At 68.2% G+C, this 25,702-nt stretch carries 25 protein-coding genes and 1 pseudogene; 10 read left to right on the top strand and 16 right to left on the bottom strand.

Annotation, left to right across the window (positions count from 1 at the left end; all coding sequences use genetic code 11):
• Window positions 1–2 precede the first annotated feature (2 nt).
• Window positions 3–1,424, bottom strand: coding sequence for a cellulase family glycosylhydrolase (locus tag ACQ5DX_RS04910; RefSeq protein ID WP_430331554.1), 1,422 nt, complete (start codon window positions 1,422–1,424; stop codon window positions 3–5).
• A gap of 69 nt (window positions 1,425–1,493) precedes the next feature.
• Between ACQ5DX_RS04910 and ACQ5DX_RS04905 the strand changes: the two genes are divergently transcribed.
• The gene (locus tag ACQ5DX_RS04905; RefSeq protein WP_430331553.1) at window positions 1,494–2,072 is read left to right on the top strand and encodes a hypothetical protein; all 579 of its coding nucleotides are present in this window, start codon (window positions 1,494–1,496) and stop codon (window positions 2,070–2,072) included.
• A gap of 50 nt (window positions 2,073–2,122) precedes the next feature.
• Window positions 2,123–3,010, top strand: a complete 888-nt coding sequence (locus tag ACQ5DX_RS04900) for a hypothetical protein (protein WP_430331552.1) — start codon at window positions 2,123–2,125, stop codon at window positions 3,008–3,010.
• Window positions 3,011–3,107: 97 nt separating this feature from the next.
• Here the strand turns inward: ACQ5DX_RS04900 and ACQ5DX_RS04895 are convergent, their stop codons facing one another.
• The 7 genes from ACQ5DX_RS04895 to ACQ5DX_RS04865 all read right to left on the bottom strand — a co-directional run bounded on the left by ACQ5DX_RS04895 (window position 3,108) and on the right by ACQ5DX_RS04865 (window position 11,992).
• The gene (locus ACQ5DX_RS04895) at window positions 3,108–4,082 is read right to left on the bottom strand and encodes an alpha/beta fold hydrolase (RefSeq protein WP_430331551.1); all 975 of its coding nucleotides are present in this window, start codon (window positions 4,080–4,082) and stop codon (window positions 3,108–3,110) included.
• Between the two features lie 15 nt (window positions 4,083–4,097).
• Entirely contained in the window at window positions 4,098–5,564 is a 1,467-nt protein-coding gene (locus ACQ5DX_RS04890) for an MFS transporter (protein ID WP_430331550.1), read from the bottom strand.
• A gap of 50 nt (window positions 5,565–5,614) precedes the next feature.
• Window positions 5,615–6,694 (bottom strand): alcohol dehydrogenase catalytic domain-containing protein, encoded by a 1,080-nt coding sequence (locus ACQ5DX_RS04885; protein ID WP_430331549.1) that lies wholly within the window; start codon window positions 6,692–6,694, stop codon window positions 5,615–5,617.
• 1 nt (window position 6,695) lies between these two features.
• Complete coding sequence (locus ACQ5DX_RS04880; protein ID WP_430331548.1) at window positions 6,696–7,880, bottom strand: LLM class flavin-dependent oxidoreductase; 1,185 nt, start codon at window positions 7,878–7,880, stop codon at window positions 6,696–6,698.
• A 406-nt stretch (window positions 7,881–8,286) separates the two neighbouring features.
• Window positions 8,287–9,012 (bottom strand): TetR/AcrR family transcriptional regulator, encoded by a 726-nt coding sequence (locus ACQ5DX_RS04875; protein ID WP_430331547.1) that lies wholly within the window; start codon window positions 9,010–9,012, stop codon window positions 8,287–8,289.
• A gap of 346 nt (window positions 9,013–9,358) precedes the next feature.
• Complete coding sequence (locus ACQ5DX_RS04870) at window positions 9,359–9,991, bottom strand: TetR/AcrR family transcriptional regulator (RefSeq protein WP_430331546.1); 633 nt, start codon at window positions 9,989–9,991, stop codon at window positions 9,359–9,361.
• A gap of 63 nt (window positions 9,992–10,054) precedes the next feature.
• Window positions 10,055–11,992 carry a flavin-containing monooxygenase gene (locus ACQ5DX_RS04865; protein WP_430331545.1) on the bottom strand — a complete coding sequence of 646 codons (1,938 nt, stop codon included), beginning with the start codon at window positions 11,990–11,992 and terminating at the stop codon, window positions 10,055–10,057.
• 280 nt (window positions 11,993–12,272) lie between these two features.
• Between ACQ5DX_RS04865 and ACQ5DX_RS04860 the strand changes: the two genes are divergently transcribed.
• Window positions 12,273–13,208, top strand: coding sequence for an SDR family NAD(P)-dependent oxidoreductase (locus ACQ5DX_RS04860; RefSeq protein ID WP_430331544.1), 936 nt, complete (start codon window positions 12,273–12,275; stop codon window positions 13,206–13,208).
• Window positions 13,209–13,227: 19 nt separating this feature from the next.
• Window positions 13,228–14,154, top strand: a complete 927-nt coding sequence (locus tag ACQ5DX_RS04855) for an alpha/beta hydrolase (RefSeq protein WP_430331543.1) — start codon at window positions 13,228–13,230, stop codon at window positions 14,152–14,154.
• A 46-nt stretch (window positions 14,155–14,200) separates the two neighbouring features.
• Here ACQ5DX_RS04855 and ACQ5DX_RS04850 read toward each other — a convergent pair whose 3' ends face one another.
• Entirely contained in the window at window positions 14,201–14,800 is a 600-nt protein-coding gene (locus tag ACQ5DX_RS04850) for a TetR/AcrR family transcriptional regulator (RefSeq protein ID WP_430331542.1), read from the bottom strand.
• 55 nt (window positions 14,801–14,855) lie between these two features.
• On the opposite strand from ACQ5DX_RS04850, the gene ACQ5DX_RS04845 reads away from it, so the two are divergent.
• Window positions 14,856–15,980: a winged helix DNA-binding domain-containing protein gene (locus tag ACQ5DX_RS04845; RefSeq protein ID WP_430331541.1), complete on the top strand. Its 1,125-nt coding sequence runs from the start codon at window positions 14,856–14,858 to the stop codon at window positions 15,978–15,980.
• Window positions 15,981–15,996: 16 nt separating this feature from the next.
• Here the strand turns inward: ACQ5DX_RS04845 and ACQ5DX_RS04840 are convergent, their stop codons facing one another.
• Window positions 15,997–16,776 carry a CPBP family intramembrane glutamic endopeptidase gene (locus ACQ5DX_RS04840; protein WP_430331540.1) on the bottom strand — a complete coding sequence of 260 codons (780 nt, stop codon included), beginning with the start codon at window positions 16,774–16,776 and terminating at the stop codon, window positions 15,997–15,999.
• Window positions 16,777–17,015: 239 nt separating this feature from the next.
• Between ACQ5DX_RS04840 and ACQ5DX_RS04835 the strand changes: the two genes are divergently transcribed.
• Both ACQ5DX_RS04835 and ACQ5DX_RS04830 read left to right on the top strand, forming a co-directional pair.
• On the top strand, window positions 17,016–18,713 hold the full coding sequence (locus ACQ5DX_RS04835; protein WP_430331539.1) for a fumarate hydratase: 1,698 nt from the start codon (window positions 17,016–17,018) through the stop codon (window positions 18,711–18,713).
• A gap of 185 nt (window positions 18,714–18,898) precedes the next feature.
• A complete protein-coding gene (locus tag ACQ5DX_RS04830) occupies window positions 18,899–19,912 on the top strand; it encodes an alcohol dehydrogenase catalytic domain-containing protein (protein ID WP_430331538.1) in 1,014 nt (337 codons plus the stop codon).
• Between the two features lie 58 nt (window positions 19,913–19,970).
• Here the strand turns inward: ACQ5DX_RS04830 and ACQ5DX_RS04825 are convergent, their stop codons facing one another.
• The 4 genes from ACQ5DX_RS04825 to ACQ5DX_RS04810 all read right to left on the bottom strand — a co-directional run bounded on the left by ACQ5DX_RS04825 (window position 19,971) and on the right by ACQ5DX_RS04810 (window position 22,473).
• On the bottom strand, window positions 19,971–20,573 hold the full coding sequence (locus tag ACQ5DX_RS04825; protein WP_430331537.1) for a methyltransferase family protein: 603 nt from the start codon (window positions 20,571–20,573) through the stop codon (window positions 19,971–19,973).
• A gap of 42 nt (window positions 20,574–20,615) precedes the next feature.
• A complete protein-coding gene (locus tag ACQ5DX_RS04820) occupies window positions 20,616–21,314 on the bottom strand; it encodes a L,D-transpeptidase family protein (protein ID WP_430331536.1) in 699 nt (232 codons plus the stop codon).
• A gap of 71 nt (window positions 21,315–21,385) precedes the next feature.
• Complete coding sequence (locus ACQ5DX_RS04815) at window positions 21,386–21,955, bottom strand: mismatch-specific DNA-glycosylase (protein ID WP_430331535.1); 570 nt, start codon at window positions 21,953–21,955, stop codon at window positions 21,386–21,388.
• A gap of 41 nt (window positions 21,956–21,996) precedes the next feature.
• Window positions 21,997–22,473, bottom strand: a complete 477-nt coding sequence (locus tag ACQ5DX_RS04810; RefSeq protein ID WP_430331534.1) for a VOC family protein — start codon at window positions 22,471–22,473, stop codon at window positions 21,997–21,999.
• A 196-nt stretch (window positions 22,474–22,669) separates the two neighbouring features.
• On the opposite strand from ACQ5DX_RS04810, the gene ACQ5DX_RS04805 reads away from it, so the two are divergent.
• Window positions 22,670–23,590, top strand: a complete 921-nt coding sequence (locus ACQ5DX_RS04805) for an SDR family oxidoreductase (protein ID WP_430331533.1) — start codon at window positions 22,670–22,672, stop codon at window positions 23,588–23,590.
• Window positions 23,591–23,609: 19 nt separating this feature from the next.
• On the top strand, window positions 23,610–23,999 hold the full coding sequence (locus ACQ5DX_RS04800; protein WP_430331532.1) for an SRPBCC domain-containing protein: 390 nt from the start codon (window positions 23,610–23,612) through the stop codon (window positions 23,997–23,999).
• 257 nt (window positions 24,000–24,256) lie between these two features.
• Here the strand turns inward: ACQ5DX_RS04800 and ACQ5DX_RS04795 are convergent.
• Window positions 24,257–24,439: pseudogene (locus ACQ5DX_RS04795) on the bottom strand (RtcB family protein); the annotation flags it as partial.
• A gap of 10 nt (window positions 24,440–24,449) precedes the next feature.
• Entirely contained in the window at window positions 24,450–25,103 is a 654-nt protein-coding gene (locus ACQ5DX_RS04790) for a TetR/AcrR family transcriptional regulator (RefSeq protein ID WP_430331531.1), read from the bottom strand.
• Window positions 25,104–25,303: 200 nt separating this feature from the next.
• Between ACQ5DX_RS04790 and ACQ5DX_RS04785 the strand changes: the two genes are divergently transcribed.
• Window positions 25,304–25,630: a hypothetical protein gene (locus ACQ5DX_RS04785; protein WP_430331530.1), complete on the top strand. Its 327-nt coding sequence runs from the start codon at window positions 25,304–25,306 to the stop codon at window positions 25,628–25,630.
• Window positions 25,631–25,702: the final 72 nt, after the last annotated feature.

Here is a 25,702-nt window from a genome sequence, read left to right as displayed (position 1 = left end):
CCTCACGGCCGCGGCGTGATGGTGACCGTGGCCGGTTGCCTGGTGTCCGGGGCGCGGAGGGTGAGGATGCGGGTATCGGGGGTCCAGTCGGCGACGTGCGCACCGTCGACGCTCGCGCCGTTCGGGAAGGTGCGCGCGGGCAGGTACACCTCGGTCGGGGCGGTGATCGACAGGTTCGGCACATAGGAGAATTCGAGCCGGTCGGCGTCGGCCGACCAGCCCAGCGGCGACCCCGCGATCGCCCGAGGGTACGGCTTGTCGAGCGCCGCTACGAGATTCCGTTCGGTGCCGTCCTCGGCGTAGGGTCCCCACGGGCCGGGGTCCCTCGACCAGTAGGAGACGCCCGCGCCCATCTCGTGCGCGGTGTCGTAGATCCGGTCGACGTAGTCGAGCGCACCAGGCAGCGTCGTGTCGAGCCCGAACTCCCCCAGGATGATCGGCGCGTTCCCCAGAGCGGCCGCGGTGCGCAGGGTGTTGCCGCTCCACGCGTCGATGGTGGCATCGACCTGTGCGCGCGAGCTGCCGGTGTAGCCACCGCCCAGGTCCATGGGGAGCGGATAGATGTGCGGGCAGTATGCGATCCGCTGTTCCCCGTCGCGGGCGTCGTCGATCGGACGCAGGCCGCTGGGCGTGCCCCAGTTGGTCCCCATCGCCTGCGGTGCCACGCAGACCCACGTGTCCTGATCGACGGTGCGGATGGCGTCGGACGTCTTCTGGTACAGCGCGGTCAGCGGTCCGGCCTCGAACGCCGGGCCCTGGAGGGTGCCGCCGTACGGCTCGTTCATCAGGTCGTACGCGACCACGGCGGGATTGCCGGCGAAGCGCTCCGCCACCGCGCGCCACGCGTTTGCGTAGTGGTCGGTCAGCTCGGGGTGGGCGCCGGTGGTGTTCCAGAAGTTGTCGAACGCCCGCATCACGCCCGGCTCGAGGTAGTACATCTCCCACATGTCGTTGTCCCCGACCGGAAGTCCGTCGAGGTACGTCGCCCACGCGGGCGCACCGTTGCCGCTCTGGCCGCTCGGCGTGATGGCGCTCGAGTACAGGTCCTGGTGCATGTCGAGCATGACGCTGTAGCCCCGCTCGGCGTACCAGCCGACACGTTCGGCGACCCGGTCGAGGTACTCCTGGCTGTAGACACCGGGCTCGGGCTCCACCGACCGCCACGAGATGAGGAACCGGACGAAGTTGGTCCCCATGTCGGTGTGCTCGCGGTCGAGTTCGGCCTCGGTGAACGTCGGCGTGCCGTCCGGGGTGCTCTTCGCGCTCGACGCGGTGTTGAACCCGTTGAGCACCAGCGCCCGTCCGGTGTCGTCCGTGAGGAAGGCGCGGGACGGCGCCGGGTCGGCGCGCAGCACGGCGCCGATGCCGCCGGCGAGAATCAGCGCGCCGACGGCGGCCGCCACCAGCATCCTCGAACGCCCCACCGCTCCACCAACTCTCACATCCGCGTCAAACCTGGACGATTGTCCGGTTCGGTGGGCTAATGTTGCGTCATGTCTGACGACCACGGGGCGTTTTCGGCAAGGGCGCTGGTCCGGCGGATCGCGGCGGGACCGTGGCCGGCGACGCTCACCGTCCTGCTCGCGTCGGCGCTGTTCGGCACGTGGTCGATCACCGGACGGATCCTCACGTTCAATCCAGAGCTGCTGATCCCCAGCGCGATCGGCCTGCCGTTCGGGATTCCCCCGCTGCGCCTGTTCCCGCTCGGCGACACCACGTGGGCGTTTTGGTTCGTCGACGTCTTGGCCGCGATCGTGATGGTCGCGGTGGTGTGGACACGACTGCTGCCCCACCGACAACGTCCTTTCCTGGCCGGCCTGTTCGCCACGGTGCTCGGCGTCGCGGCCGGCAATCTGGTGCGGATCGTGTTCCTGAGCTTCGAAACCCACCAGGGGCTGGGCACGTACGTACTCGCCCTGGCGCTGGGACTCCTGGTGTCGGCGCTGTGGGGACTCGTCGTGGGTGTCGTCGTCGGACTGGTACACCTGCTCGACGGGCGACTCCGACAGCCAGCCGAAACGGCGACGAAGACCAGGGCCGCGCGGCGGCCCGCGAGGGTCGGATCGCGCTGAGTCGGAGCGCCGTCGTCCTCCGATCGACCTCGATGTGACAGTGTCGATCCATGGGGAGAACCAACAGCTGGCCGATGTTCGATCGCGGAACGCGACTGTGGTGGCGAACGGTCGGCCGACGTGTCGATCCCGAGGGTGAGGACGCGTGGTTGGCCGCGCCGACGTCCGGGCGCGGCGCCGTCGCCGATCGCTGGCTCCCGGCCGAGGCCGAGCGTGTCGGCGGCAGGCTCGTTCGCGACGCGGAGTCCGGGACCGGACTACTCCCGAGCATGGAGGCTCTGGCCGGCCCCGGTTTCGACCCGGTCGCCGTGCATCCCTCCATCCGGGGGTTCTACGAGCAGACCTCGTCGTGGCGGATGGACGCGTGGACCCGGTGGTCGCGCGGATTCGCGGGACCGGGGGCACTGATCGAATCGCTGTACGGCAAACGGCTGCAACAACTTGCGCTGCCCGTCGACGCGCTGGCGGTGGCGCACGGGGTGGACAGCGAGATCGTGAGGATCGTCGGCCCGGACGGCGCCCACGCCGGGTCCGCCTGGCTCCGGACCCTCCGGCGGACGGGCGACTACATGTTCAGTGGCTACTACCGCGTCGGCAGGCTCCCCGGCCACGATCAGCCGAGCGTCCACGTCAGCTTCCCCCTCGAACAGGGCAACGTGCAGGTGTACCTCCGGCCGACCAACGGCCCCGACGGGTCGATGACGCTGTCGTCACCGCCGGGTGGTTTCGGCGACGACGGCGCGTACGTCACGGTCGTCGACGGCGGCCGGACATATGCCGCCCGCGTGCCGGTCCACGAGGAGTTCCACCTCTACGTCGACGACGAAGGGGTCGCCCGGACCGACCACGTCCTGAAGATCTGGGGCGCCACGGCCGTCCGCCTGCACTACCGTCTGGTCCCCGTCGTCGCCGGAAGTCACGTGGCGGAATCGCGGTGACACGGCTGCTTCTCGCCGAGGTGTGAGGCTGCCTCGGCGCGAGGTCAACGTGCTGGTCGGGCTCGACACCGGCGGATGACGAGCCCGACCGTCCCGCTCAGAAGTGCCGGGTCAGCCAGTCGACGAGAATCTCGTTGGTGCCCTGCGGATCTTCGAGCTGAGTCCAGTGCCCGGTGTCGATCATCCGACGCTCGAACGTCTCGAAGTACTGCAGCAGATTGTCGGTGAGCATCGGGTGACAGATCGGGTCGTGGCGTGCCGCGACCAGCAGCGCGGGGACGGCAACCTTGGGCACCACACCGTCGGGGAACAGTTCGGTGTGCACCTCCCAGTTGCGGATGATGCTGTGGTACCAGCTCAGCCCGCCCCGGAACCCGGTGCGCGCGTATGTGTCCGCGTAGTAGCGCATCTCGTCCGGCGAGAGCATCACCTCGCCGGGCCAGGTCGATTCGTCGTCGGCGAGCCAGTGGATGTAGCTCATCGACTCCGGATCGTGCCGGCCGGTGCGGGACAGGTTGGTCCCCGCCCCGGTGTCACGTCGCATGAAGAACCGGAAGGTGCGCTCGGCATCCTTGTCGAGCAACGCCTCGCACTCCGGGGTCTGGAAGTGCGCCACGTAGTTCCGCGGCCCGTAGGCCTGCTCGTACTTCTCGATCGGGTTCTCGCGCGAGTATCCGAACGGGGTGTTGAGCGTGATGACGCCCGCCACCGAGTCCGGCTGCAGGTACGGCATCATCCACGACACCATGCCGCCGAAGTCGTGGCCGACCACGACGGCCTTCTCGTAGCCGGCATCGGCGATCAGCCCCGCGACGTCCGCGGTGGTCTCGGCGATGCTGTAGGCGCGGCGGTCGTCCGGGCCGGTCGACCGGCCGTAGCCGCGCATGTCGGGGGCCATCACGTGGAAGCCCGCGTCGGCGATGGGCTGCAACTGGTGCCGCCATGACGCGGCGAGCTCCGGGAACCCGTGGCACAGCACGACGCACACGTCGCGGGTGACGTTCTCCGGAACCACCTCGTGAACGGCGAGGCGAACTCCGTTGGTGTCGACGAATCTCGGTTCGGGAAGCATGGGAATCCTGTTCTCTCAGTTGGTGGTTTCGGCGCGGACGGGCTTGGGAACGGCCAGCGCGACGAGGGCGCCGATCGCCGCCGCCGCGACGGCGACGAGGAACGCGCCGCGGAAGCCGGCGGCCTCGTAGGCCATGGCGTGGCCGTCGGTGGCGAGGACGTAGTGCGCCAGGACGGTGAAGCCGATCGTGGAGATGAGCGTGCCGGCGAGGGTCTGTGCGACACCGACGAAGTTGGACCCGACGGCGCGTTCGGTCTCGGGCAGACTGAGCAGCGCGAGATTGGGGACGGCCGCGTAGATCATGCAACCCAGCCCGAAGACCACCCACGCGCCGACGATCACAAGGGGCACGGTCGGCACCGCAGACAGGATCGCGGCCGCGACGGCGATGAACACCGCACCGAACACGAGATGGTTGCGGAAGCCGATCCTCTTCGCGGTGGCGCCGACGATGAATCCGCTGGCCACGATCATCAATTGGCCCGGAAGCAGCCATCCGGCCATCTGCGTGGCGGACAGGCCGAATCCGTAGGGAGTGCTCTTGGATGCCTGTAGCAGCATCGGCGTCAGGCTGGCGAGCAGGGTCGTCGCACCGTAGGCGATGCCGCCGCCGATCAGCGTGTACCGCAGCGCGGGCTTGGTGATCAGGTCCAGTCGGATCAGCGGTTCGTCCGTACGGCGTTCCCACCACACCCAGACAGCGAACCCGACGAGCGCGATACCCACGCACGTCAGTGTCCGCGAATCCGTCAGTCCCCATTCCTTGCCGCGGGACAGCCCGAGCATGATTACGAACATGCTCGCCGCGAGCAGGATCGCACCCAACCAGTCGATGCGGGAACGGGAGCGGATCGGCGTCTCCGGGACGAAGATCAGCGTGAGCAGCGCACCGATCGCGCAGAACCCGAACGCGAACCAGAACACCGACCGCACCCCGAGGTGGTCGATCAGCACACCGGCCACAAGCAGCGCACCGACGCCCACGGCACCGACCCCGGTGTTGGCGATGCTGATCGAGATCGGCTGCAGGCGGGCCGGGAACGTGTCCCGGATCAGTGTGTATCCCAGTGCCAGGCAAGCGAAGCCGGCGCCGGAGAGGAAGCGGCCGGCCACCAGCACCGGGAAGGCGGTCGCCGTCGCCGAGACGAGTGCGCCGAGCGCGCCGATCGCGGCGGTGACGACCAGCATCTTCTTCTTGCCGTAGCGGTCGGCGAGCTTGCCGATGATCGGCGATGCCACCGCCCCGGACAGCGTGAACGCCGTCATCACCCACACCACCTGTGTGGTCTGGAACTCGGCGGCGACCTTCGGCAGCGTCGGCGCGAACAGGGAGAATCCCAGCGCCGACTGTTCGGTGAGCAGCAGCAGGATCGCCAGGACGCCGATCCAGTATCGAGTGGGGCGCTCGGGTGCGGCCGCCTGGACCGAAGCCGTGTCGAGGCGATGTCCATCCGGGCCGTTGTTGGTTGTTGGCAGAGCCATGAGTACCTCCTACCTGATGGGGCGTTGCAGTTACGGACGTCGTACCGGCCTCAGTCCTGGGCGGAACCTCTCGGCAGGACCATGATCTTCACGTGATCGTCCGGAGCACGGAGGGCTGCGAATGCGTCAGCCACCCCGTCGAGGTCGACGCGGCCGGTGATGATCGCGTCGGCGTCGATCTCACCGCGCGCCAAGCGCTCGAGCACGATCTCGTAGCCGCGTTCGGTCGGACCGTGGCCGAAGTTGATGGCGATTCGGCGCAGCTGCCCGATGACCGGGATGATCGTCTCGTCGGCGAACGGAGCGGCGAGAACCTGGATTCGTGAGTCGTAGGGCAGGTTTCGCAAGAGCATGTCGAGCATCCCCTTGCGGCCGCTGCACTCGTAGGCGATCAGGATGCCGCCGCCGCCCGCAGACTCTTCGTTGTGACCGTCGGCAACCATCCGGTTCCACAGCTCGATCGGGTCGTCCACTGCGGGATCGACGACGATGTCCGCTCCCATCTTCACCGCCAGTTCGCGGCGCTTCGGTGAGGGTTCGGACGCGATCACGGTGTGCGCCCCACGCGCCTTCGCGGCGACGATCGCGCCGAGTCCGATGGTGCCGCAACCGATCACCAGCGCCGAGTCGGCGACCGTGAGCCCCGATCGCTGCATGTGCAACTCCCCCACGTGCAGCGGCTCCGCGAGTGCGGCATGCTCGAACGACAACCCGGCCGGTACGTGGCGGACCCAGACTGCGTCCACCACGATCTGATCGCCGAATCCACCGTGATACGTGTTGGAGTACCCGATGATCTTCGGGATCCCCGTCGAGGTGTCGGTGACGATGCCGAGCCCGGCGACCCGGTCACCGACCGCGAAGTCGGCCACCCCGGGCCCGATCTCGGCGACGACACCGGCGTACTCGTGCCCGAGGACGACGGGACGCTCGTGGTCGAAGGTCGCCAGTGGGTACCGCGCTGCATCGATGACGTCGACGAACCGGCACGGGTCCTTGGACACACTCAGGTCGCTACCGCAGATCCCGCAGGCCATCACGTCGATTCGCAATTGACCGGCACCGAGGGGCGGTAGCTCGGGAACGTCGGCGAGGGTGAACTCACCGTCGTGGAACTGGACGGCACGCATGTCACGCTCCCGTCTGCGCGGGCTGGCCGTAGTAGTCGGTGTGCGCCTTCTCGAGCGCGCCCACGAGATTGCCGATGAGGTACTCGCGGTTGTCCTCGGCGAACTGCAGGCTCGCCTGCCGCCGCACGTTGCGCCGCCGGAAATGGGGAACGACCTCCGAGGCGAAAAGCTCGTAGCTGCGCTTGGTGTCCTCCCAGTTGGCCATGTCGACGTGCAGGATGAGCAGCGTCCCGAAGCCTCCGGTCTTCTCGATGAGGCGTTCGATCTGCGCGATCGCCTGATCCGGAGTGCCGATGATCGCCTGACCGAACTCGCCCAGCGACTCGTGACGCCAGTGGTCGATCACGCCCTGCGGCGTCTCGCCCCACTCGGGGTAGCGACCGTTCTGACGGTTGGCGTAGTAGGCCATCGACTGGATGCGGCGGCTGACGGCGCGCTCGGCGTCGGCCTGGGTCTCGGCGAGGAACATCGGGTTCACCACGCGCCACGTGGAGCGGTCGGCGAGGTGACCGTGCTCTGCCGACACCTTCTCGTAGATCGACCAATTCCGGTCGAGCGCATCGAAACCGGCCGGCGAACTGGCGGCGAGCGACAGGAGCGAAAGCCCGTTGGTGCCGGCCAGCACCGATCCGTTCGGCGAGATGGTCGACGCGGTGACCACCTCGATCCCGGCCGGGTCGTAGGTGGGGAGCTGGGCGCGGGCGTCGCGGAGGGTGAACCAGTCCGTTTCCATGTTCACGGTCTCCCCGCGCAGGAGCGGAAGGATCGCCTCGAGCGCTTCTCCCTGGCGCCGGCGCTGGTCGCTCGGGTTGATGCCCATCATGTGCGCATCCAGGGGAATCTTGCCCGGACCGGTCCCGAAGATCACCCGCCCGCGGGTCTGCAGGTCGAGCTGCATGATTCGGTCGACGGTGATCAACGGGTGGTGGTACGGCAGCGAGACGACCCCCGTGCCGAACCTGATCCGTTCCGTCCGCTCGGCCGCCGCCGCGATGAAGACCTCCGGGGAGGGGACGATCTCCGCGCCCGTCGAGTGGTGTTCACCCATCCAGGCCTCCTCGAACCCCAGATGGTCGAGGTGTTCCATCAGGTCGATGTCACGTCGAAGCTGGAGGGCCGGATCGGCGTCGAGTGGGTGGAACGGAGCCAGGAAGGCTCCGAACTTGATCGAGTCCGGTGTCCACATGTCATCTCCTCGGATCGGTTGTCCGTCGAAACTGCTCGACGCCTAGTGGTCTATCAGAGATTTGAAACACTTGATTGAATTCGTGCAAAGTCGACCGACGCCTTCCCGCTCAGTGGAACGTCTCGGCCGCACACATCCGAACCGGAGCGCGATAGATGAATATGACTGTCCAACTAGGCAATCAGTAAGTTCGGTCCAGCGCTTGCCGACCTTAGTGTGCGCCGAAATGATGCCCGGAACGGTTGATGAAGCGGTCTACCGATGCGGTAACTAATCGATCACACGATCAATACTTTGCACCCCATGTGCGAGGCACTCGGGGTCTTCCGACGCGCGAATACCGAAGCCGACCCCGACAAGCGCATGCTCGATGCCACGGCGCATCGCCGTTCGGGCCAGCGCCGCACTAAAGGGTGTGAGGCGCGTTCGGGTTGCGGTCGGTGGAACTCCAGCCCCGCTGATGCAGGCGCTCGGCGCCGTCGAGAAGTAGATCGAGGGCGAACTCGAACTCGAACTGCTCGTCGCACCCCTGACCGACGCCGGAGAGGTCACCGCGGGTTGCAGACTGTGCGATCTCCAGAATGTGCGGGTAGCGCTGACCGAATTCGGCCGCCATCTGTTGCTGTGCCTCAGGGTCGAGCGGCGGCGCGCCGTCGTCGTGCGGTTCGTCGAACAGCTCGGGACTGAAACCCCAGATGCGGTTGCCCAGGGCGTGCATCACGTGGTGGGTCAGGTCGACGGAGAACCCGCCGGCGCGGAACATGCCGGCCAGCGAGTCCATGTAGCCGAGCACGGTGGGCGTGCGCCGCGTGCGTGATTCGATCGCCTGCCGCGCCCAGGAATGCCGGACTATCGCTCGCCGCGCCGACAGCACGCGATGGCGGACGCCGTCCTTCCAGTCCAGAGCGGGATCGGGTGGTGTGAACTCCTCGACGACGAGGTCGACCATGCCGTCGAGCAGTTCCTCCTTGTCGGCGACGTGCTTGTACAGCGCCATCGGGACGACTCCGAGCTGCTGCGCCAGCCGGCGCATGTTCACCCCGGCCAGGCCGACCTCGTCGGCCAGCGCGACCGCCGAACGCAGCACCCGCTCACGATTGAGCGGTGTGCGTCGACCGGTGTCGTGGGACATCACGTCGCTTCCTCACCCCGTCATCCGGTCCCGAGACATCGGTAGCCGTGCGCGCTCGCGCCCGCCGAGCCGACAGCGCCTGTGCGCGCACAGGATTGATAGGTAGACAGCGTACACCTACGGAGTGGAAAACGCCTGGTGTACTACGTACACCTGGACGTTCCTGCTCGGGCAGAGTCGGTCCGATATCGCCATCTTCTTCGGCGCGTACCCCCATGACGCCCCCTCGCCGCTCTCGGCGCGCTCCCCATCGCCGTCTGGGAGTTTTCGCTCGGTACTTGGCTGGTCGTCAGGGCTTCCGGCGCCCCAAGCTCGCCGCTCCAGTAGGTGCCGAGATGTGATCGAGTCAGGTGAGCATCCGCTCGGCGCCGCCGACGACGAAGGCCACGAGGTCCTCGTAGAACTCGACGAGTTCGTCGCGAGTCAGGCGGGTCTTCCCGACGGAGTCGACGCGACTGAGGGACTGCAGAAAGCTCATCACCGCGATGGGCCACCGGTGGTCGATCCGCTCCGGCGGGGTGTCCGGGAGCGCCCGTCGAACCTGCTCCCGGAGTCGCTGCGACAGCTCGTCCTGACCCGTCGAGGTCACGGCCGGTCGCGCCTCGCGTGACACCTGCACGACGATCTTTATCCACCGAACGCCTCGAACACGTTGACTCAGAAGCAGTTCCAGATAGGGATCGGTCAGGGCCCGGACCACGTCCTCGAGCTCTGGCCGGTCGTCGGACAAGGCCAGAGCGTCGAGTCGTGCGGAAATATCCTGCGAGACTCGGGCCCCGACGTCCAGCAGCACCGCGGTCAGGAGGTCTTCCTTCGAGCCGAAGTGGTAGTGGACGGCGGCCGGGCCCTGACCTGCTGCGGCGTTGACCGCGCGCACGGACACGGCGTCGACCCCCTGCGTAGCGAACAGCTTCTCCGCCGTCTTGATCAGGCGTACACGGGTGGCATCACCTTGTCGATTCGGCATCGTGCGGGCCATGCGGAGAGCGTAGCCGACGGCCCGCCCGCGCCCGCCGACGGGAATCCGTGTGACCTGCTGGAACTATCGCAGGACGAAGTGCTCCTCGATCGGGGAGCGGTGCTGGCGCCACACGTCGACCAACCGCCACGGGCTGGCGACGACCACGCGGCCGCTGTCGTTGCGGTAGTACGTGTGCGCCGTCGGAGTGTGCCGCCAGACGGTGTTCTCCATCGCCCGGTCGATCTCCGCGACATACGCGTCGTAGGCCTCCCGGGTGGGTTCGAGCGAGCGCGCGCCCCGCTCGGCCAGCAGGTGCAGGCACTCGACGATGTAGTGGACGGCCACCTCGATGCCGAAGTTGTTGCCGGCGCCGTGACTCGGGTTGGTGTTGGGGGCCGAGGTGATGAACAGGTTCGGGAATCCGGGCACGGTGCCGCCGCGGTAGGCCCGCGGGTTGCCGGACCACTCGTCGGACAGGGCACGACCGTCCCGTCCGCGAATATCCATGGTGGACAGGAAGTCCAGATAAAACCCGGTGGCATACACGATGACGTCGACCTCGACCAGGTCTCCGTCCGGCGTCACGATGCCTTCGGGGACGATGCGGGCGGGCTCGGTGACCAGCACGTCGACGTGGTCGCGGGTCAGCGCCGGGTAGTAGCCGCCGGGATCGCGGATGATGCGCTTGCCGAACGGAGCGAAGTCGGGCGTGACCTTCGCGGCCAGCTCGGACCCGGCGCCGAACGTGCGATCGATGTAGGCGAGGCAGTCCTGCAGCAGCATGTCGTTGGCGCGGGAGATCGACAGATGCGTCGACGCCCACTCCGGGTCGACGATCACCACGGGGTAGGCGCTGTCCGCGGACCCCCAGAAGGCCTTGACCCGCAACCAGTTCGCGTAGAACGGGACGTTCCGTGACAGCCACCGGTGGTGCTCGGGGACGTCGTCGCTGTCCCGCTTGCGTGGCGCCACCCAGTGGGGTTGCCGCTGGAACAGCGTCAGATGCGCGACGTCGTCGACGATGGAGTCGACGATCTGCGCGGAGGTGCAGCCGGCACCGATCACCGCGACGCGCTTGCCCGTCAGGTCGAGCGACGGATCCCACTCCCCCGAGTGGACGCTGATCCCGGCGAAGGAGTCTCGCCCCTCGGCCCGGGGGAACTGGGGCCGGTTGAGGTAGCCCAGCGCGGTGATCACCGCTGCGGCGTGGGTCACCGAGCGGGATCCGTCCGTCGACCGCACATGGACGTCCCACCGGTACGTCGCCTCGTCCCAGACCAGCGACTCGACCTCCATGCCGAACCGAGTGTGGTCACGGATCCGATGCTTGTCGGCGACGGCGCGCAGGTAGTCCTGGTACTCGCCGCCCTTGGGGTAGTAACTGGTCCAGTCGGGATTCAGCTCCGAGGACAGCGAGTAGTACGACGAGGGGGTGTCGACGCCGACACCGGGGTAATTCTGGATGAGCCAGGTGCCGCCGAGGTCGTCGTTCCGCTCGAGGATCTCGTACGCGATCCCCTCGCGCGCGGCCGCGATCGCGGCCGCGATGCCCGCCAAGCCACCGCCGACGATCACGAGGTCGAGGGTGCCCGGCAGCGGTGTCGTGCGCGGCAGGACGGGCTGCGCCGCATGGAATCCGCCTTGTTCGAGAAGCATCGAGAGGAACTCGTCGCCCGGGGCCACGCCGAGTGCCAGCGGGACGAGACGGGCGAAGAGGTCGGGGTCGTCGGGCGCAGCGGCGCCGGCGGGGCGGACGTCCGAGGTCAGCGCGGCGATCAGGTCCTCGACGATCGCCGCGGCCGTGTCGGCGTCGGTGACGCCGGCCATCTCGGGCGCGTCCGGGACGTGCGAGATCGCGTCGGCGTGGCGGTCGAGCACGTCGGCATCACCGGTGAACTGCGCGAGGACCGCCAACAGCACGGCCGGATCGGCCCGCTGCAGGTGCGTCCGGAGCTGTGCGGGGTCAAGCGTGGCATGGCCGGCGCGTGCGGTCAGCGGTACGGCGGTACTGGATGTCATGGGAATCTCCTTGCAGGCCTGGATATCCGAGGCCGACTGACGTCGTACTGAGGCAAACGGCGGGGCGCTCACGCATCCCGTGCGCGGCGATGTGATTCGGGACAGTAGGCCACAGAACCGACGCTGTCCATACCTACATCCCATTTAGTAGACTCAAAGTCTGGTTTTTTGCCCAAAGGTCTACCGAAGCGGCCGCGAGTGGGCTACCGTCCGATTCGTCTCCACCGCACCGAGACCGTGATGCGCGTTCGCGCGCTCCAGACGAAAGGCGTTGCCTGCCATGGATCCACTACGTTTCGACGGACAAGTCGCACTGATCACGGGAGTGTCGACCTTCGGGCTGGGCCTCGCCTACGCCCGCCTGCTGGCCTCCCGTGGATGTTCGGTGGTCGTCAACGACCTCGGCCGCGACTGGACCGGGTCGGAGAACACCCCCGGGACGGACGAGGCCGTCCGCCTGATCGAGTCGGACGGCGGCACCGCAGTGGGTGTCACCGGTGACGTCGTCGACGAGGCGGACCGGATCGTGCGGACCGCGATCGACACCTTCGGCCGCCTGGACGTCGTGATCAACAACGCCGGCGCGGGTGGCAGCTTCGACACCATGGTCGACGTGCACCTCCGCGGCGCGCATCGCATCACCGAGGCCGCGTGGCCGCACCTGTCGGCCACCGGGAACGGCCGGATCCTCAACATCTCGTCGAACGGCAGTTTCGGCGCCCCCGCGCTGCCGGGCTACGCGGCCGCGAAGGGCGCGATCCTCTCGCTCACCCGGACGCAGGCGATCCTGGGCAAACGAATCGGTGTGCGATCCAACGCCATCCTCCCCGCCGCCTGGACCCGATCGACGGCAGGGATCGAACAACCCGGCTTCGGGGAGTTCATGCAGGAGCACTTCCCACCGGAGGCGGTCGCGGCGTTCGCGGCCTACCTGCTCCACGCCGACACGCCCCTGAGCGGTGAGGCGTTCGCCGTGGGCGGCGGCCTGGTCTCGCGGGTGGTGCAGGCGGAGACGGCGGGTGCGCTGACCGACGACCACACCCCCGAGGCCTGGCCCGCGCTGATCGACCAGGTGATGGCGCCCGGCGACATGATCGTCTCGAAATCGCTGTGGTCCCAGCTCGATTCGTTTGTCGGCCGGATGAGTCCGCAGACCCGCGCGGACTGGGACGAGATCCGAGTGGCGCCCGACGTCGACGGCAAGGTCAAGGCCTGAACCCGAGAGGACAACGAACATGCTCGAACTCGACCCCGACGTCGCGGCCTATCTCGGCACCCGGGAGGACTGGGTGCCCATGCACGTGGCGGGCGTGCACGCCGCCCGTGCTGCTTTCGAGGCGCTGCCGCAGCGCCCCGGACCCGACATGCACAGCGTCGAGGACCGTGTCGCCGACGGCCCGCACGGCCCGCTGCGACTGCGGATCTACCGGCCCGTCGATGCGACGGATGTCCCGGCGATCGTGTACTTCCACGGCGGCGGCCTGGTGATCGGCAGCATCGACACCTTCGACCGGCTCGCCCGCCTGCTCGCCGAATCGTCGGGCGCGGTGGTGGTCAGCGTCGACTACCGCCTCGCACCCGAGCACCCGTACCCGGTGGCGACCGACGAGGCGTACTTCGCGACGCAGTGGGTGGGCGCGCACGCCGCCGATCTGGGCGTCGACGCCGACCGGATCGCGGTGGCCGGGGACAGCGCCGGCGCGACGCTCGCCGCCGGCGTCACGTTGCAGACCCGCGACGAGGGCGGCGTGCCGCTGCTGTTCCAGTTGCACATCTACGCCGGGATCGATCGCGACGACACCAAGCCCTCGGTGCGCGAGTTCGCGGACGGCCCGATCATCACGGCCGGCGACTTCGCGTGGACGAAGAACCTGTACCTCGGTGACGATCCGAGCCGGGACCATCCGTACGGGGTGCCGAGTCTGGCGGACGATCTGTCGGGTCTGCCGGCGGCGATCGTGGTGACGGCGTCGCACGACCCGAGCCGCGACGGATCCGAAGACTACGCACACCGTCTGCGCGACGCGGGCATCCAGACCGCGGTGCTGCGCTATCCCGGTGTGGCGCACGGCTTCCTGATGCACGCCGATCTCCACGCGCGGGCGCGGCTGGCGCTCGCCGAGGTCGGCGGTCTCATGCGGGCCAAGTTCACGTACAGCTGAGTCGGGTCGAGCTCCGGTCGGGTCGTCGTCCGGCCGGAGCCGCCGATCATCGGCTCGATTGCAGTGCGGCGCACCAGACGTCGGTGACGGTGTCGATCGCGCCCTCCCGATCCGCCTGCCACCCGCGCACCAGCCATGTGTTCAGGAACAGCTCGAGCCCACTGATCAACAGCAGCGCCCGGCGCTCGGCCTCGGCGTCGTCGAACCGCTTCCACAGCTCGGAATTCGCGGTGAGTGCCGTGACGAACCGGCGGTGGTAGTCGAGGTAGAACTCGTCGAAGCGGACCAGACCCGCCGACTGGACCCGAAGCTTGTCGCCGCTCGCCTCCCACGCCTCGACGACCCTCTCGACCCACTCCCGGATCGTCGGGCGCGTCCAGTCGGTGAGCAGGCCGAAGTCCCGGTACAGCGCCTCCGCCCGGTCCCACACCTCCACGACGACGGCCTGGACGATCGCGTCCTTGCTCGGAAAGTACGAGTAGAGGGTGGCGCGACTGGCGCCCGCCGCCTTGGCGATGTCGTCGATCGTCGTCTCACGGAAGCCGCGCTCCCCGATCAGCCGCGCCGCCGTTTCCATCAGGTGTGCCCGACTCTTCCGCTTCTGCAGTTCACGCAGCGACAGCTTCTCGTCGGGTTCGGTTTCCATACTCGCAGTCTAGTATCCGCGAACATCTGTCTGTGACCGCCCTTACACTCGCGCCATGACCCTCGACGTCACCCGGGCACAGGTCCTTGCGTACCGCTGGCACGCCCAGCAACTCGATCGGGCAGAGGACGTCGCGTCGGCGCCCACGGACTGCGACATCCTCGACCTCGGGATCCAGAACACCGGGCCGGACGGCGCCGCGTGGGCACTGCGGCTACGGGGCGCACCCGCCGGCACCTCGGAGGACCTCGTACTCGCCTGGACGCTGCGCGCCGCCCCGCACTGCTACCGGCGCGCCGACCTGGCCGCGATCGCCACCGCCACCGCGCCGTTGTCGGACGCCGACGCCGCCAAGCGGATCTTCGACGCGAACCGGCCCTTGAAGGCCGCGGGCATCCCGACGCTGGACGCGTTGCGCTCGGTCGCCGAGGAGATGCGCGACATCGTCCGCGAGCCCACCGTCAAGGGCGAGATGTCGGCGGCGCTCACCGCACGCATGAGCGAGCCCTATCTGCGGTTCTGTCGTCCGTGCAATGCAACCCACATGTACGAGATGCCGTTTCGACTCGCGGCGCTGCAGGCCGGGCTGGAACTGCGACCCGACACGTCCCCGCCCGTCCTCGAACGCATCCCCGGGTGGCGCGGCAAGCCGTACTCCCGCACCGGGGTGGAGGCGGACGCCCGGTTCGACGTGATCCGCGGGTACCTGCGCTTCTTCGGCCCCTCCGAGCCGAAGGCCGTCGCCGCGTACGTCGACGCCCCGGTCAAGGACGTCAAGGGACAGTGGCCCGAGGACACGACGGAGGTCTCGGTCGACGGCACGCCCCGCTGGATCCTGTCCGACGATCTCGCGGCGCTCCTCGATCCGCCGGCCGACGACTCGGTGCGACTGCTCGGCCCGTTCGACCCCTACCTGCAACTCAAGGACCGTGAACTCCTCGTGTCCGACGAGGCGCGCCGCAAGGCACTGTGGCCGACGTTGGGTCGTCCGGGTGCGATCGCGGTGGGTGGGGAGATCGCGGGCCTGTGGCGTCCGCGAACGTCGGGGAAGAAGCTCACGGTCGAGGTGACGCCGTGGACAGCGATGTCGAAGGCGGTCCGGGCCGGGGTGGACGCTGAGGCGAGCGCGCTCGCCGACTTCCGCGGCGTGACGCCGGCCGGGGTCGTCGACCGCGAGTGAGCCGGGCCAGCGCCGGTCAGCTCAAGGACGCGTGCCAGACGAGGGCTGCGGCCAGCGCGCCGATTCCGTTGAGGGACCAGTGCAGCGCGATCGGCGCGAGCAGGCTGCCGCTGCGGCGACGCAGCCACGTGAAGACGAAACCGGCGGCGGCGGTCGCGGCGACGGCCCCGGCGATGCCGAGCGCCTGCCCCAGCGGGCCACCTCCGAGGATGTCGGTCAGCCCCTTGTTGCCGGAGGTCAACCCCAGCGACGACGCGATGTGCCACAGCCCGAACAGCAGGGACCCGGCCGCGAAGACACCGCGTGCACCCGACACCCGGGAGAGGGTGCCGTGCAGGACGCCGCGGAAGGCGAGCTCCTCGGGGATCACGGTCTGCAGGGGGATGACGATCATCGACGCCACGAGCGCACCGGAGATGGTGGCGTATCGGTCGGCCATGAAGAACTGCCGCGTGACCGGAAGCGCGATGCCGATCGCGACGACCGCCAGCACCAGGCCGACCGACGCCAGCGCGTACAAGGTGCCCTTGCGCCAGTGGCGCGGCGAAAGCCCCAACTCGGACCAGCCGAGCCCACGACGGCGGGTGAGGCCGACCAGGACGACGGCGGCGATCGGCACGGTCGCGATGCTCGCCCACACGGTGGTGAAGTGCGCGATCATGTTGGTCGCGACCAGCACGACGACGACCACGGCCAGGTCCAGCCACGCGTGCGCGGCGCGGATGCGGTGAATGCCCGTCGACGACGCGGCGCCGGCGTTCGCGGTTGCGGTTGCGGTTGCGGTTGCGAGATTCATGCGCGTCGCAATCCCCCGTCTCTGCGATCCACCGGTACCGAGGGAAACACAGATTGTTATCCGTCCGTTATCTCGCTCGAGAGTACGCCTGCGGTCGCCGGGCGTGCGGTGAGCTCGCGCACACCCTCGCGCGGCCACCTTCGATCGTACGTCCGGACCCCACGCCCCGATTCGGGGAGGAAATCCCGCGCCGTTAGCCTGAACATGAACTTCACAGCCCCGTGTTCAGGAGACATGAGATGCCGGAATTCCTCTACGAGGACCTGCTGCCGATCGGTGAAGACCCCACCGAGTACCGGCTGCTCACCACCGAGGGGGTGTCCACCGTCGAAGGACCTGACGGCCGCACCTTCCTGAAGGTCGAACCAGAGGCCATGCGGCTGCTCACCGAGACCGCACTGCACGACATCTCGCACTACCTGCGCACGGACCACCTGAAGCAGGTCGCGAGCATCCTCGACGATCCCGAGGCATCCAACAACGACAAGTTCGTCGCGTTGGACCTGCTGAAGAACGCCAACATCTCCGCCGCCGGCGTGCTGCCGATGTGTCAGGACACCGGCACCGCGATCGTCATGGGCAAGCGCGGCCAGCACGTGCTGACCCCCGGCGACGACGAGGAGTCGATCGCCCGCGGCGTGTACGACGCCTACACCAAGCTGAACCTGCGCTACTCGCAGAACGCTCCCATCACCATGTGGGAGGAGAAGAACACGGGCAACAACCTGCCCGCGCAGATCGAGCTGTACGCGGACACCGCGAAGGGCCACGAGAACTCCTACAAGTTCCTGTTCATGGCCAAGGGCGGTGGATCGGCCAACAAGTCGTACCTGTACCAGGAGACCAAGGCCATCCTGAACCCGGACTCGATGATGCAGTTCCTCGAGGCCAAGATCCGCTCGCTCGGCACCGCGGCCTGCCCGCCGTACCACCTCGCGATCGTCGTCGGCGGCACCTCCGCCGAGTTCGCACTCAAGACCGCGAAGTACGCGTCCGCGCACTACCTGGACGAGCTGCCCACCGAGGGCGCCATCACCGGCCGCGGCTTCCGCGATCACGAGCTCGAGAAGCAGGTCTTCGAGCTGACCCAGAAGATCGGCATCGGCGCGCAGTTCGGCGGCAAGTACTTCTGCCACGACGTCCGCGTCATCCGCCTCCCCCGCCACGGCGCCTCGCTGCCCGTCGCGGTCGCCGTCTCCTGCTCGGCGGACCGCCAGGCCAAGGCGAAGATCACCCCCGAGGGCGTCTTCCTCGAGCAGCTCGAGTTCAACCCCGGCCAGTTCCTGCCCGAGGTCACCGACACCCAGCTCGACTCGGACACCGACGGCGTCTCGGGCACCGGCAAGGGTGCCGCGGTCAAGATCGACCTCACCCGCCCGATGCCGGAGATCCTGGCCGAGCTGTCCAAGCACCCGGTCAAGACCCGCCTGTCGCTGACCGGCCCGCTGGTCGTCGCGCGCGACATCGCGCACGCGAAGATCAAGGAGCGCCTGGACGCCGGCGAGGAGATGCCGCAGTACCTCAAGGATCACCCGGTGTACTACGCCGGACCGGCCAAGACCCCGGACGGCATGGCGTCGGGCTCGTTCGGCCCCACCACCGCGGGCCGCATGGACTCGTACGTCGAGCAGTTCCAGGCGGCGGGCGGCTCGATGATCATGCTGGCCAAGGGCAACCGGTCCAAGCAGGTCACCGACGCGTGCAACACGCACGGCGGCTTCTACCTCGGTTCGATCGGCGGCCCGGCGGCCCGTCTGGCGCTGGACTGCATCAAGAACGTCGAGATCGTCGAGTACGAGGAGCTCGGTATGGAGGCGGTCTGGAAGATCGACGTCGAGGACTTCCCCGCGTTCATCGTCGTCGACGACAAGGGCAACGACTTCTTCGCCCACACCGGCGAGGTCACCCTCACCATCGGCAAGCGTCCCGGCCTGTGAGCTGACGTAACGAATCTCGAAGGCCCGGTGGAGCTTTGGCTCCGCCGGGCTTTCGTCGCCTTTGTCGGCTCCCGGTCCCGTGCGGTGGGAGCCGACCCCCACCCTTGCTCTTGCCAAGGGCTTCGCCGAAGGGTTTGACTGGAGGCCGGGATCGCCCATCGCCACTTACCGGAGCGAGGAAGCTGATGTCGACCCATCGCGCAGTGCACGTCCAGGCCCCCGGCGAAACGTTGAAACTGGTCGACGTCGAAACGACGTCACCGGGACCCGGACACGTTCGCATCGCTGTCGCCGCGTGCGGAATCTGCGGCACCGACCACGGATTCGTCAACGGCGGATTTCCCGACATGTCCTGGCCGCTCACGCCGGGGCACGAAATCGCCGGAACGATAGCCGAACTCGGCGCCGGCGTCGACAACTTCGCCGTCGGCGACCGCGTCGCCGTCGGGTGGTTCGGCGGTCACTGCAACAAGTGCATCCCCTGCCGCAAGGGGATCTTCATCCACTGCGAGAACATGCAGGTGCCGAGCTGGCACTACCCCGGTGGTTACGCCGAGTCGGTGACGGCACCCGTCAATGCCCTCGCCCGGATCCCGGACGGGCTCTCCTTCGCCGAGGCCGGCCCCATGAGTTGCGCCGGCGTCACGACATTCGACGCGCTCCGGAAGACCAGGGCGCGCGCCGGTGACCGCGTGGCCGTCCTCGGTGTCGGTGGCCTCGGGCACCTCGGTGTCCAGTTCGCCCGGGCGATGGGTTTCGAGACGGTCGCCATCGCCCGCGGCGCCGACAAGGCCGACGACGCGCTCCGACTCGGCGCCCACCACTACGTCGATTCCACCGCGAGCGACGTCAGCCAGGCTCTCCAGGCACTCGGTGGCGTCGCGGTGGTACTGGCGACCGCCGCGAACTCGAAAGCGATGGCCGACACGATCGGCGGACTGCATCCACGGGGCGAACTCGTCGTCATCGGCGTCACGCCCGATCCGCTGCCGATCAGTCCCCTGCAGCTGATCACCCCCGGGGTGAGCGTGACCGGCCATCCATCCGGCACCGCCCGTGACGTCGAGGAGACGATGCAGTTCGCGCTACTGTCCGGCGTGCGCGCGCAGATCGAGGAGCGTTCCCTGGCTGATGCCGCGGAAGCCTATGCCGCCATGGACGAAGGGCGTGCGCGGTATCGAATGGTCCTCACTATGTGAGTGATTCGTTGTTCCCGCGCCGACGGTGACAGCGGCGGCCGATGCCGGCGACGGTCGCTCACAGCACGAATGGAATCAGCCGTTTGGTCCGCTGCATGTACTGGCGGTACTCCTCACCCAGCCCCTGTACGAGGACCCGTTCCTCGTGGGGGATGCGAATCACGTACGCCGCGGCGAGCGCGAGCACCGTCAGCGGAGATACCCAATTGGTATATGCGACAGTGAATCCGAACGCGCACACGAGTGCACCCGTGTACGACGGGTGCCGGATTCGGCGGTAGAGTCCGGTGTCGACGACCCGCTGCCCCGTGGCGGTCTGCAGCCGGAACGAGAACGACTCGCCGAGTTGGTCGACCGCGCGCAGACGCAGCGCCTGACCCGTCGCGGCCACCACGAGTCCGCCCCAGAAGTACCACCACGCGCCGGTGGTGATGACGGTCGCCGAGCACAGGACGCTCACCGCCGCACCACCCAGGTACACCGTCGTCAACCCGACCCCGACCACGGCACCCGTCCATGCGTCTTGCGACGATCCCGCGTCCGGATGTGTGAGGCCGATCCTGAACTCGGAGAACAGGAAGGCCAGGAACGCCACTGCGAGCACCACCGCCGCGACCGGACTGGTCGCGAACAGCGGAAGCGTGGAACCGGATTCATTCACGGCCCGCGCGCCCCCGCGGTGCCGTGGACGAACCGGCCCGACTCACGGTGTCGGCGCGTTTCCCACGCCGATCGCGATCACCGGACGCTTCGCCGGGTCGAGTGCACGGAGTATCGACGCAAGGGCGTCACCGTCGATCGCCACGCAACCCGCGGTGGGAAGTCCATTGGTGACGTGCAGGAAGATCGCCGAGCCCGCGCCCGGAGTGCGGGCCGTGTTGTAGCCGATCACCGCCGCGTAGTCGTAGACCGCGCCCTCGTCGTAGAGGTTCTCGCTGAGTCCGCCCGGGCTGACGGCCTGTCGGACATGCGTGTTGTAGGTGGGCGAGACCGGGTTCGAATCCCACCAATCCTGGCCGTCGGTCTGAAAATACGGCAGCGCGGTGCCCGGATCGGGCAACCGCCCGAAGGACTCCGCCATCGGGAACACCCCCGCCGGCGTTCGCGCCGAGAACTCGTCGGTGCTGCCGATTCCCTGGGCACCGACCTGCGCGACGACGGGCGCCGTCACCGGCCGCCACCGGCCGTCGGCCTTGCGCTCCCACGCCGCCAGCTCGGCGACGGTGGATTCAGCGTTCGGAGCGTAGACCGTGATCACCTGATCCGAGGTCCCCGAGAAGATCAGCGCGTCCACCGCGGCGTCGGATCGCGGCGCCGCGACCAGCCCGAATGCAACCGCGAGCAGGCACATCATCGTGTACGACAACGCCCCACGCCAACGGGCAGACCTGGTCTCCGTCATGCTCCGAGTGTGCCCGCACGAACCGTTCGGTGTGATCGGAACGGTCGAGGAGGTCGTCGACCGGCGTCGACTCAGCCCGCGATCACACCGGCCTCGACGGCGGCCGCGCGATACGCCGCGGCCAACGTGTCGACGGTGTCGTGGGCGTTGAGTCCGCTGGGGTTGGGCACGACCCAGAGTTCGGCGCCCTCGAAATCCTCCGGCTGGCGCCCCTTCACGGCCTTGCGCACACCGAATGCGGCTCGGTACGCGGTGATGCCGGCAACCGCCACTACCCACGGGCGCAGTTCCGCAACGAGGCGGCGCAGGTGCAGGCCGCCGGCGCGCAGTTCGTCGGCCGTCAGCTCGTCGGCCCGCGCGGTCGCGCGCGCAACAAGATTGGTGATGCCGACGCCGCGCGACACGAGCAGATCCCGATCGTCCTCCGACATCCCCGCGGTGGGGTCGATCGCACGGTCGACGATCCCGGCACGCAGCAGCGCCGGGTAGAAGCGGTTGCCCGGCCGCGCGAAGTGCGCGCCGGTGGCGGCCGTCCACAGTCCCGGGTTGATTCCCACGAACAGCAGGCGGCAGCCCGGACCGATCAGGTCGGGCACTTCGGCGTCACGGAACGACTCGAGTTCGGCACGGCTGAATCCCATGGGAACAGCGAACCCCACGGATCACATGCCGGCCAAACCGGTCAGGCACGTTCGTAGGCCGCGCGGATGACGTCGATGTCCAACTTGCGCATCTCGAGCATCGCCTGCGTGGCACGCTGCGCGCCGTCCGGGTCGGGCCCGCCGACGTAGGAGCCCAACTGCGCGGGAATGACCTGCCACGACACTCCCCAGCGGTCCTTGAGCCAGCCGCACCGGCCCTCCTCCCCGCCGCCGGTGGTCAACTGCGACCAGTACTCGTCGACCTCGGCCTGGTCGGCGCAGCTGATCTGGAAGGAGATCGCCTCGTCGAACGAGTACTCCGGGCCGCCGTTGAGGATCGTGAATGCCTGCCCGTCCAACTCGAACTCCACGGTGAGCGCGAGTCCCTCGGGTCGGTGCATCCCGGGGCCGTAGCGCGAGATGTTCAGGATCTTCGAATTCTTGAACACCGAGACGTAGAAGTTCGCGGCCTCCTCCCCCTCGGTGTCGAACCACAGGCACGGGGTGATCTTCTGCATGTTCGGTTCGTCCTTCCGGTCGTCGATCGTCGAGGCATGCTCTGTCGGGATAGACCGTGGCGGCGCGGAGGACTCGTCGTCCGCCGATCGCGAGCGTACGACGATGCGGCCTCAACCGTCGGGAACGCGGCCGGTCCGGCGGTAGATTGGGACGGGCACGGACCCGCGCATCGTCGAAATCGCCGAGGGGGTTCCCATGTATCAGGTTCCCGACATGACGGGCCGATACGTCGTCGTCACCGGCGCCAACAGCGGCACTGGGAAAGAAGCCACCCGCCGGATCGCCGCCGCGGGAGCGCACATCGTGATGGCCTGCCGGACACCGAGCAAGGGCGAGGCCGCGTGCGCGGAGATCCTGCACGGGAACCCCGGTGCGCAGCTCGAGATCCGCCGCATCGACCTCGCCGACCTCGGGTCGGTGCGCGAGTTCGCGGCCGGCTTCCTCGACGACGGACGCCCACTCGACCTGCTGGTCAACAACGCCGGGGTGATGTCCCCGCCCGAGCGCTTCGAGACGGTCGACGGCTTCGAATTACAGTTCGGCAGCAACTTCCTCGGACCGTTCGCCCTCACCAATCTGCTACTGCCGCTGCTGTTGGACGCACCCGCGCCACGGGTGGCCACCATGACCAGCGCCGCCGCGCACTACGGCCGCATCAACTTCCGCGACCTGCACTCGACGCACCACTACAGCCCCGCGCTGAGCTACGCCCAGTCCAAGCTCGCCGACATGCTCATGGCACAGCACCTCGCCCGCGTCGCCGTCGAACGCGACTGGAACCTGCTCAGCACGTACGCGCACCCCGGTTACACCCGTACCAACCTGCAGACCGCCGGGGCGAGCCTCGGCCGGGACAGGCAGCGCCACGGCATGTTCTCCGGGAGCGATCGCACGATTCTGCCGTCGCAGGACGTCCACCAAGGCGTGGAGCCGCTGCTGTTCGCCGCGACCAGCCCGGATGCCGCCCAGGGCGGGTACTACGGACCGGGTGGGCGCATGGGCCTGGTCGGGCCGACCCGGCGCTGCGAGCAGCCGCGCAGTTCACGGGGCGTCGATCTGGCGTCGTCGCTGTGGGCGGTGGCCGAAAAGCTCACCGACACAACGCTTCCCTACTGAACCAAACACCATTCGACCCGTGGCGCAGGACTCGCCACGTTCAGTGAACCGGTGGAGACGAACGGAGAAGATCAACCCGCTCGACGTCGAGAAATGGGAACTCGAACGCGGCGGGCACTGGCGGTTCGTCGAGCACCACGACGGCGGCGTGGACGGCTTCGAGGGCCGATTCCGCGATGTCACACCGCTGGACCGGATCACGTGGTCCTTCGAGTGGGACGGCATGCCGGCTCATGTATGCATCGAGACGATGGAGTTCATCGACCTCGGCGACGGCCGCACCAAGGTGGTGACCGACTCGATCTTCATGACCGCCGAGGACCGCGACGCCATGGCGCAGTCCGGCATGGCGGAGGGCATGAACGCGAGCTTTGCCGCGCTCGACGCGCTCCTCGCCCGCACGGCCTGACCTGCACCACAGCGCTCTTGGACGAGCGTCCAGGCCTCTTTCGGCAAATCGCCCTGTTCGAGGACCTCGCTGGGCTATATTTCGGTCGGATAACGCTCAGTCGACCGGTCATTGCCCTGGAAAGGTCCACGATGAACCTCAACCTCATCTCGCTGTTCCCGCCGCTGATTATCGATAGCCTCCTGGACTTCGGCAGCTCGTTCAATTTCAGCGCGTAACTTCGGCGACAGGCTCCGCTTCAGCCCAGTTTGCGGCGGCTATGTCCCCTTGACATCGAGGATCTGCCGCAACGCGTGCCGGATGTCCACGAGATCCCGGGCGTCGTCCATCACCACCCCGATGTCCTTGTAGGCGTCGGGGATCTCGTCGACCCACTCGACACCATGCCAGCACTCGATTCCGTCCATCCGCCGGGCCACGTCGGGGTCTGCGCCGTTCCGGTCCGCGTTCTCATCCAGCGGCGCTGAGCTGTTCCGGGAGTAGCAGGAGGCAGAGACTCTCCCGTGCCCAGCTCTCGAACCGGTCCGGAGTCCATCCACGGTCCCTGACCAAGGCGCGCCAGGACGCCGGCGACGCGATGGTCGTGATGACCGCGGCGGCTTCCCGCGCGTCGTATTCGGGTCGGAGGCTCCCCCGACCCGCGAGGGCCGCGCCGAGGAGATCTCCGATGCCGAGCCGCCCGCTCTCGATCGAGTCCCAGACGTCCCGGACCGCCGGGTCGTACTGTGCCGCAACCTCCGCCGCCCAGTACAGCTCCGAGATCCGCTCGCCGATCACCCGCACGCGGTGGGCCAGGAGCGCGAGCATCCTCCGAGGGTCGGGTTCCTCGCCCATTTCCCGCGTCCACTCCTGGTCCAGTACCGGGATGACCGGATCCGGTCCTGCGACCGCCGCCTCCAACACGGCGCGGAAGATCACGGGCTTCGCGCCCACCGCCGTGAACACTGTCGGTCGAGCGACCGCGGCTGCGCGGGCGATGTCCTCGATCGACGTTCCCGGATACCCTCGCTCCGCGAAGAGCCGGGTGGCGGCGGCGATGATCGCGGGCGCGGCCTCTCCACGCTGGATCTGGGAGCGGTAGCGGCGTTTGTTCGAACCGGTCATATCAGGGGGTGGATTCCTTCGGACGGGCCAGTTAGATTGTCAGTCTAATTCGACAGGGAGGTTGTGTGATCGTGCGTAGTTTCCGAACTGCTGGGGTGACGCTCGTGGGTGTCTCCTTTGCGTTTGCCCTGACGGCCTGCGATTCGCAGCCGGCCCCGACCGAACCCGCGCCCGCGGGCTCATCGGTATCCGCAGTACCCGTGGCACAGGACCTTCCGGCTGCGCCACGAACCGGTGACTTCTGCACCCGGCTGCGCGAGATGGGGGAAAAGGTCGAAACCATCTCCGATGACGACGGACTGGTCACCGTCGCCACCTACCAAGCCGACACTCTGACCGAGATCCGGCCTCTCGCTCCGGCAGCACTCCAACCCGACGTCGACGCGTTGATCGCCTCCTACCGCTCCTTCTCCGAACAGATGGACGGCACGACGGTCGGTACCGGGATGGCGGGCCTTGCGATCGTCTCGCCCGACTCCGTCGCGGCACGCGGCCGTATTGCGACACACTGCGGTCTTCCACAGTAGGCGGAACGGGCCACCTCTATGCGCCCACGGGTGTCGACCGTAGGAGAGGTGGCCCGTTCGCCGGGGAGACGG

This window comes from Rhodococcus sp. ACT016 (assembly GCF_050477185.1).
Lineage (GTDB): Bacteria > Actinomycetota > Actinomycetes > Mycobacteriales > Mycobacteriaceae > Prescottella.
Note: the sequence above shows the minus strand (reverse complement) of the source record. Positions and strands in the feature narration are given on the sequence as shown.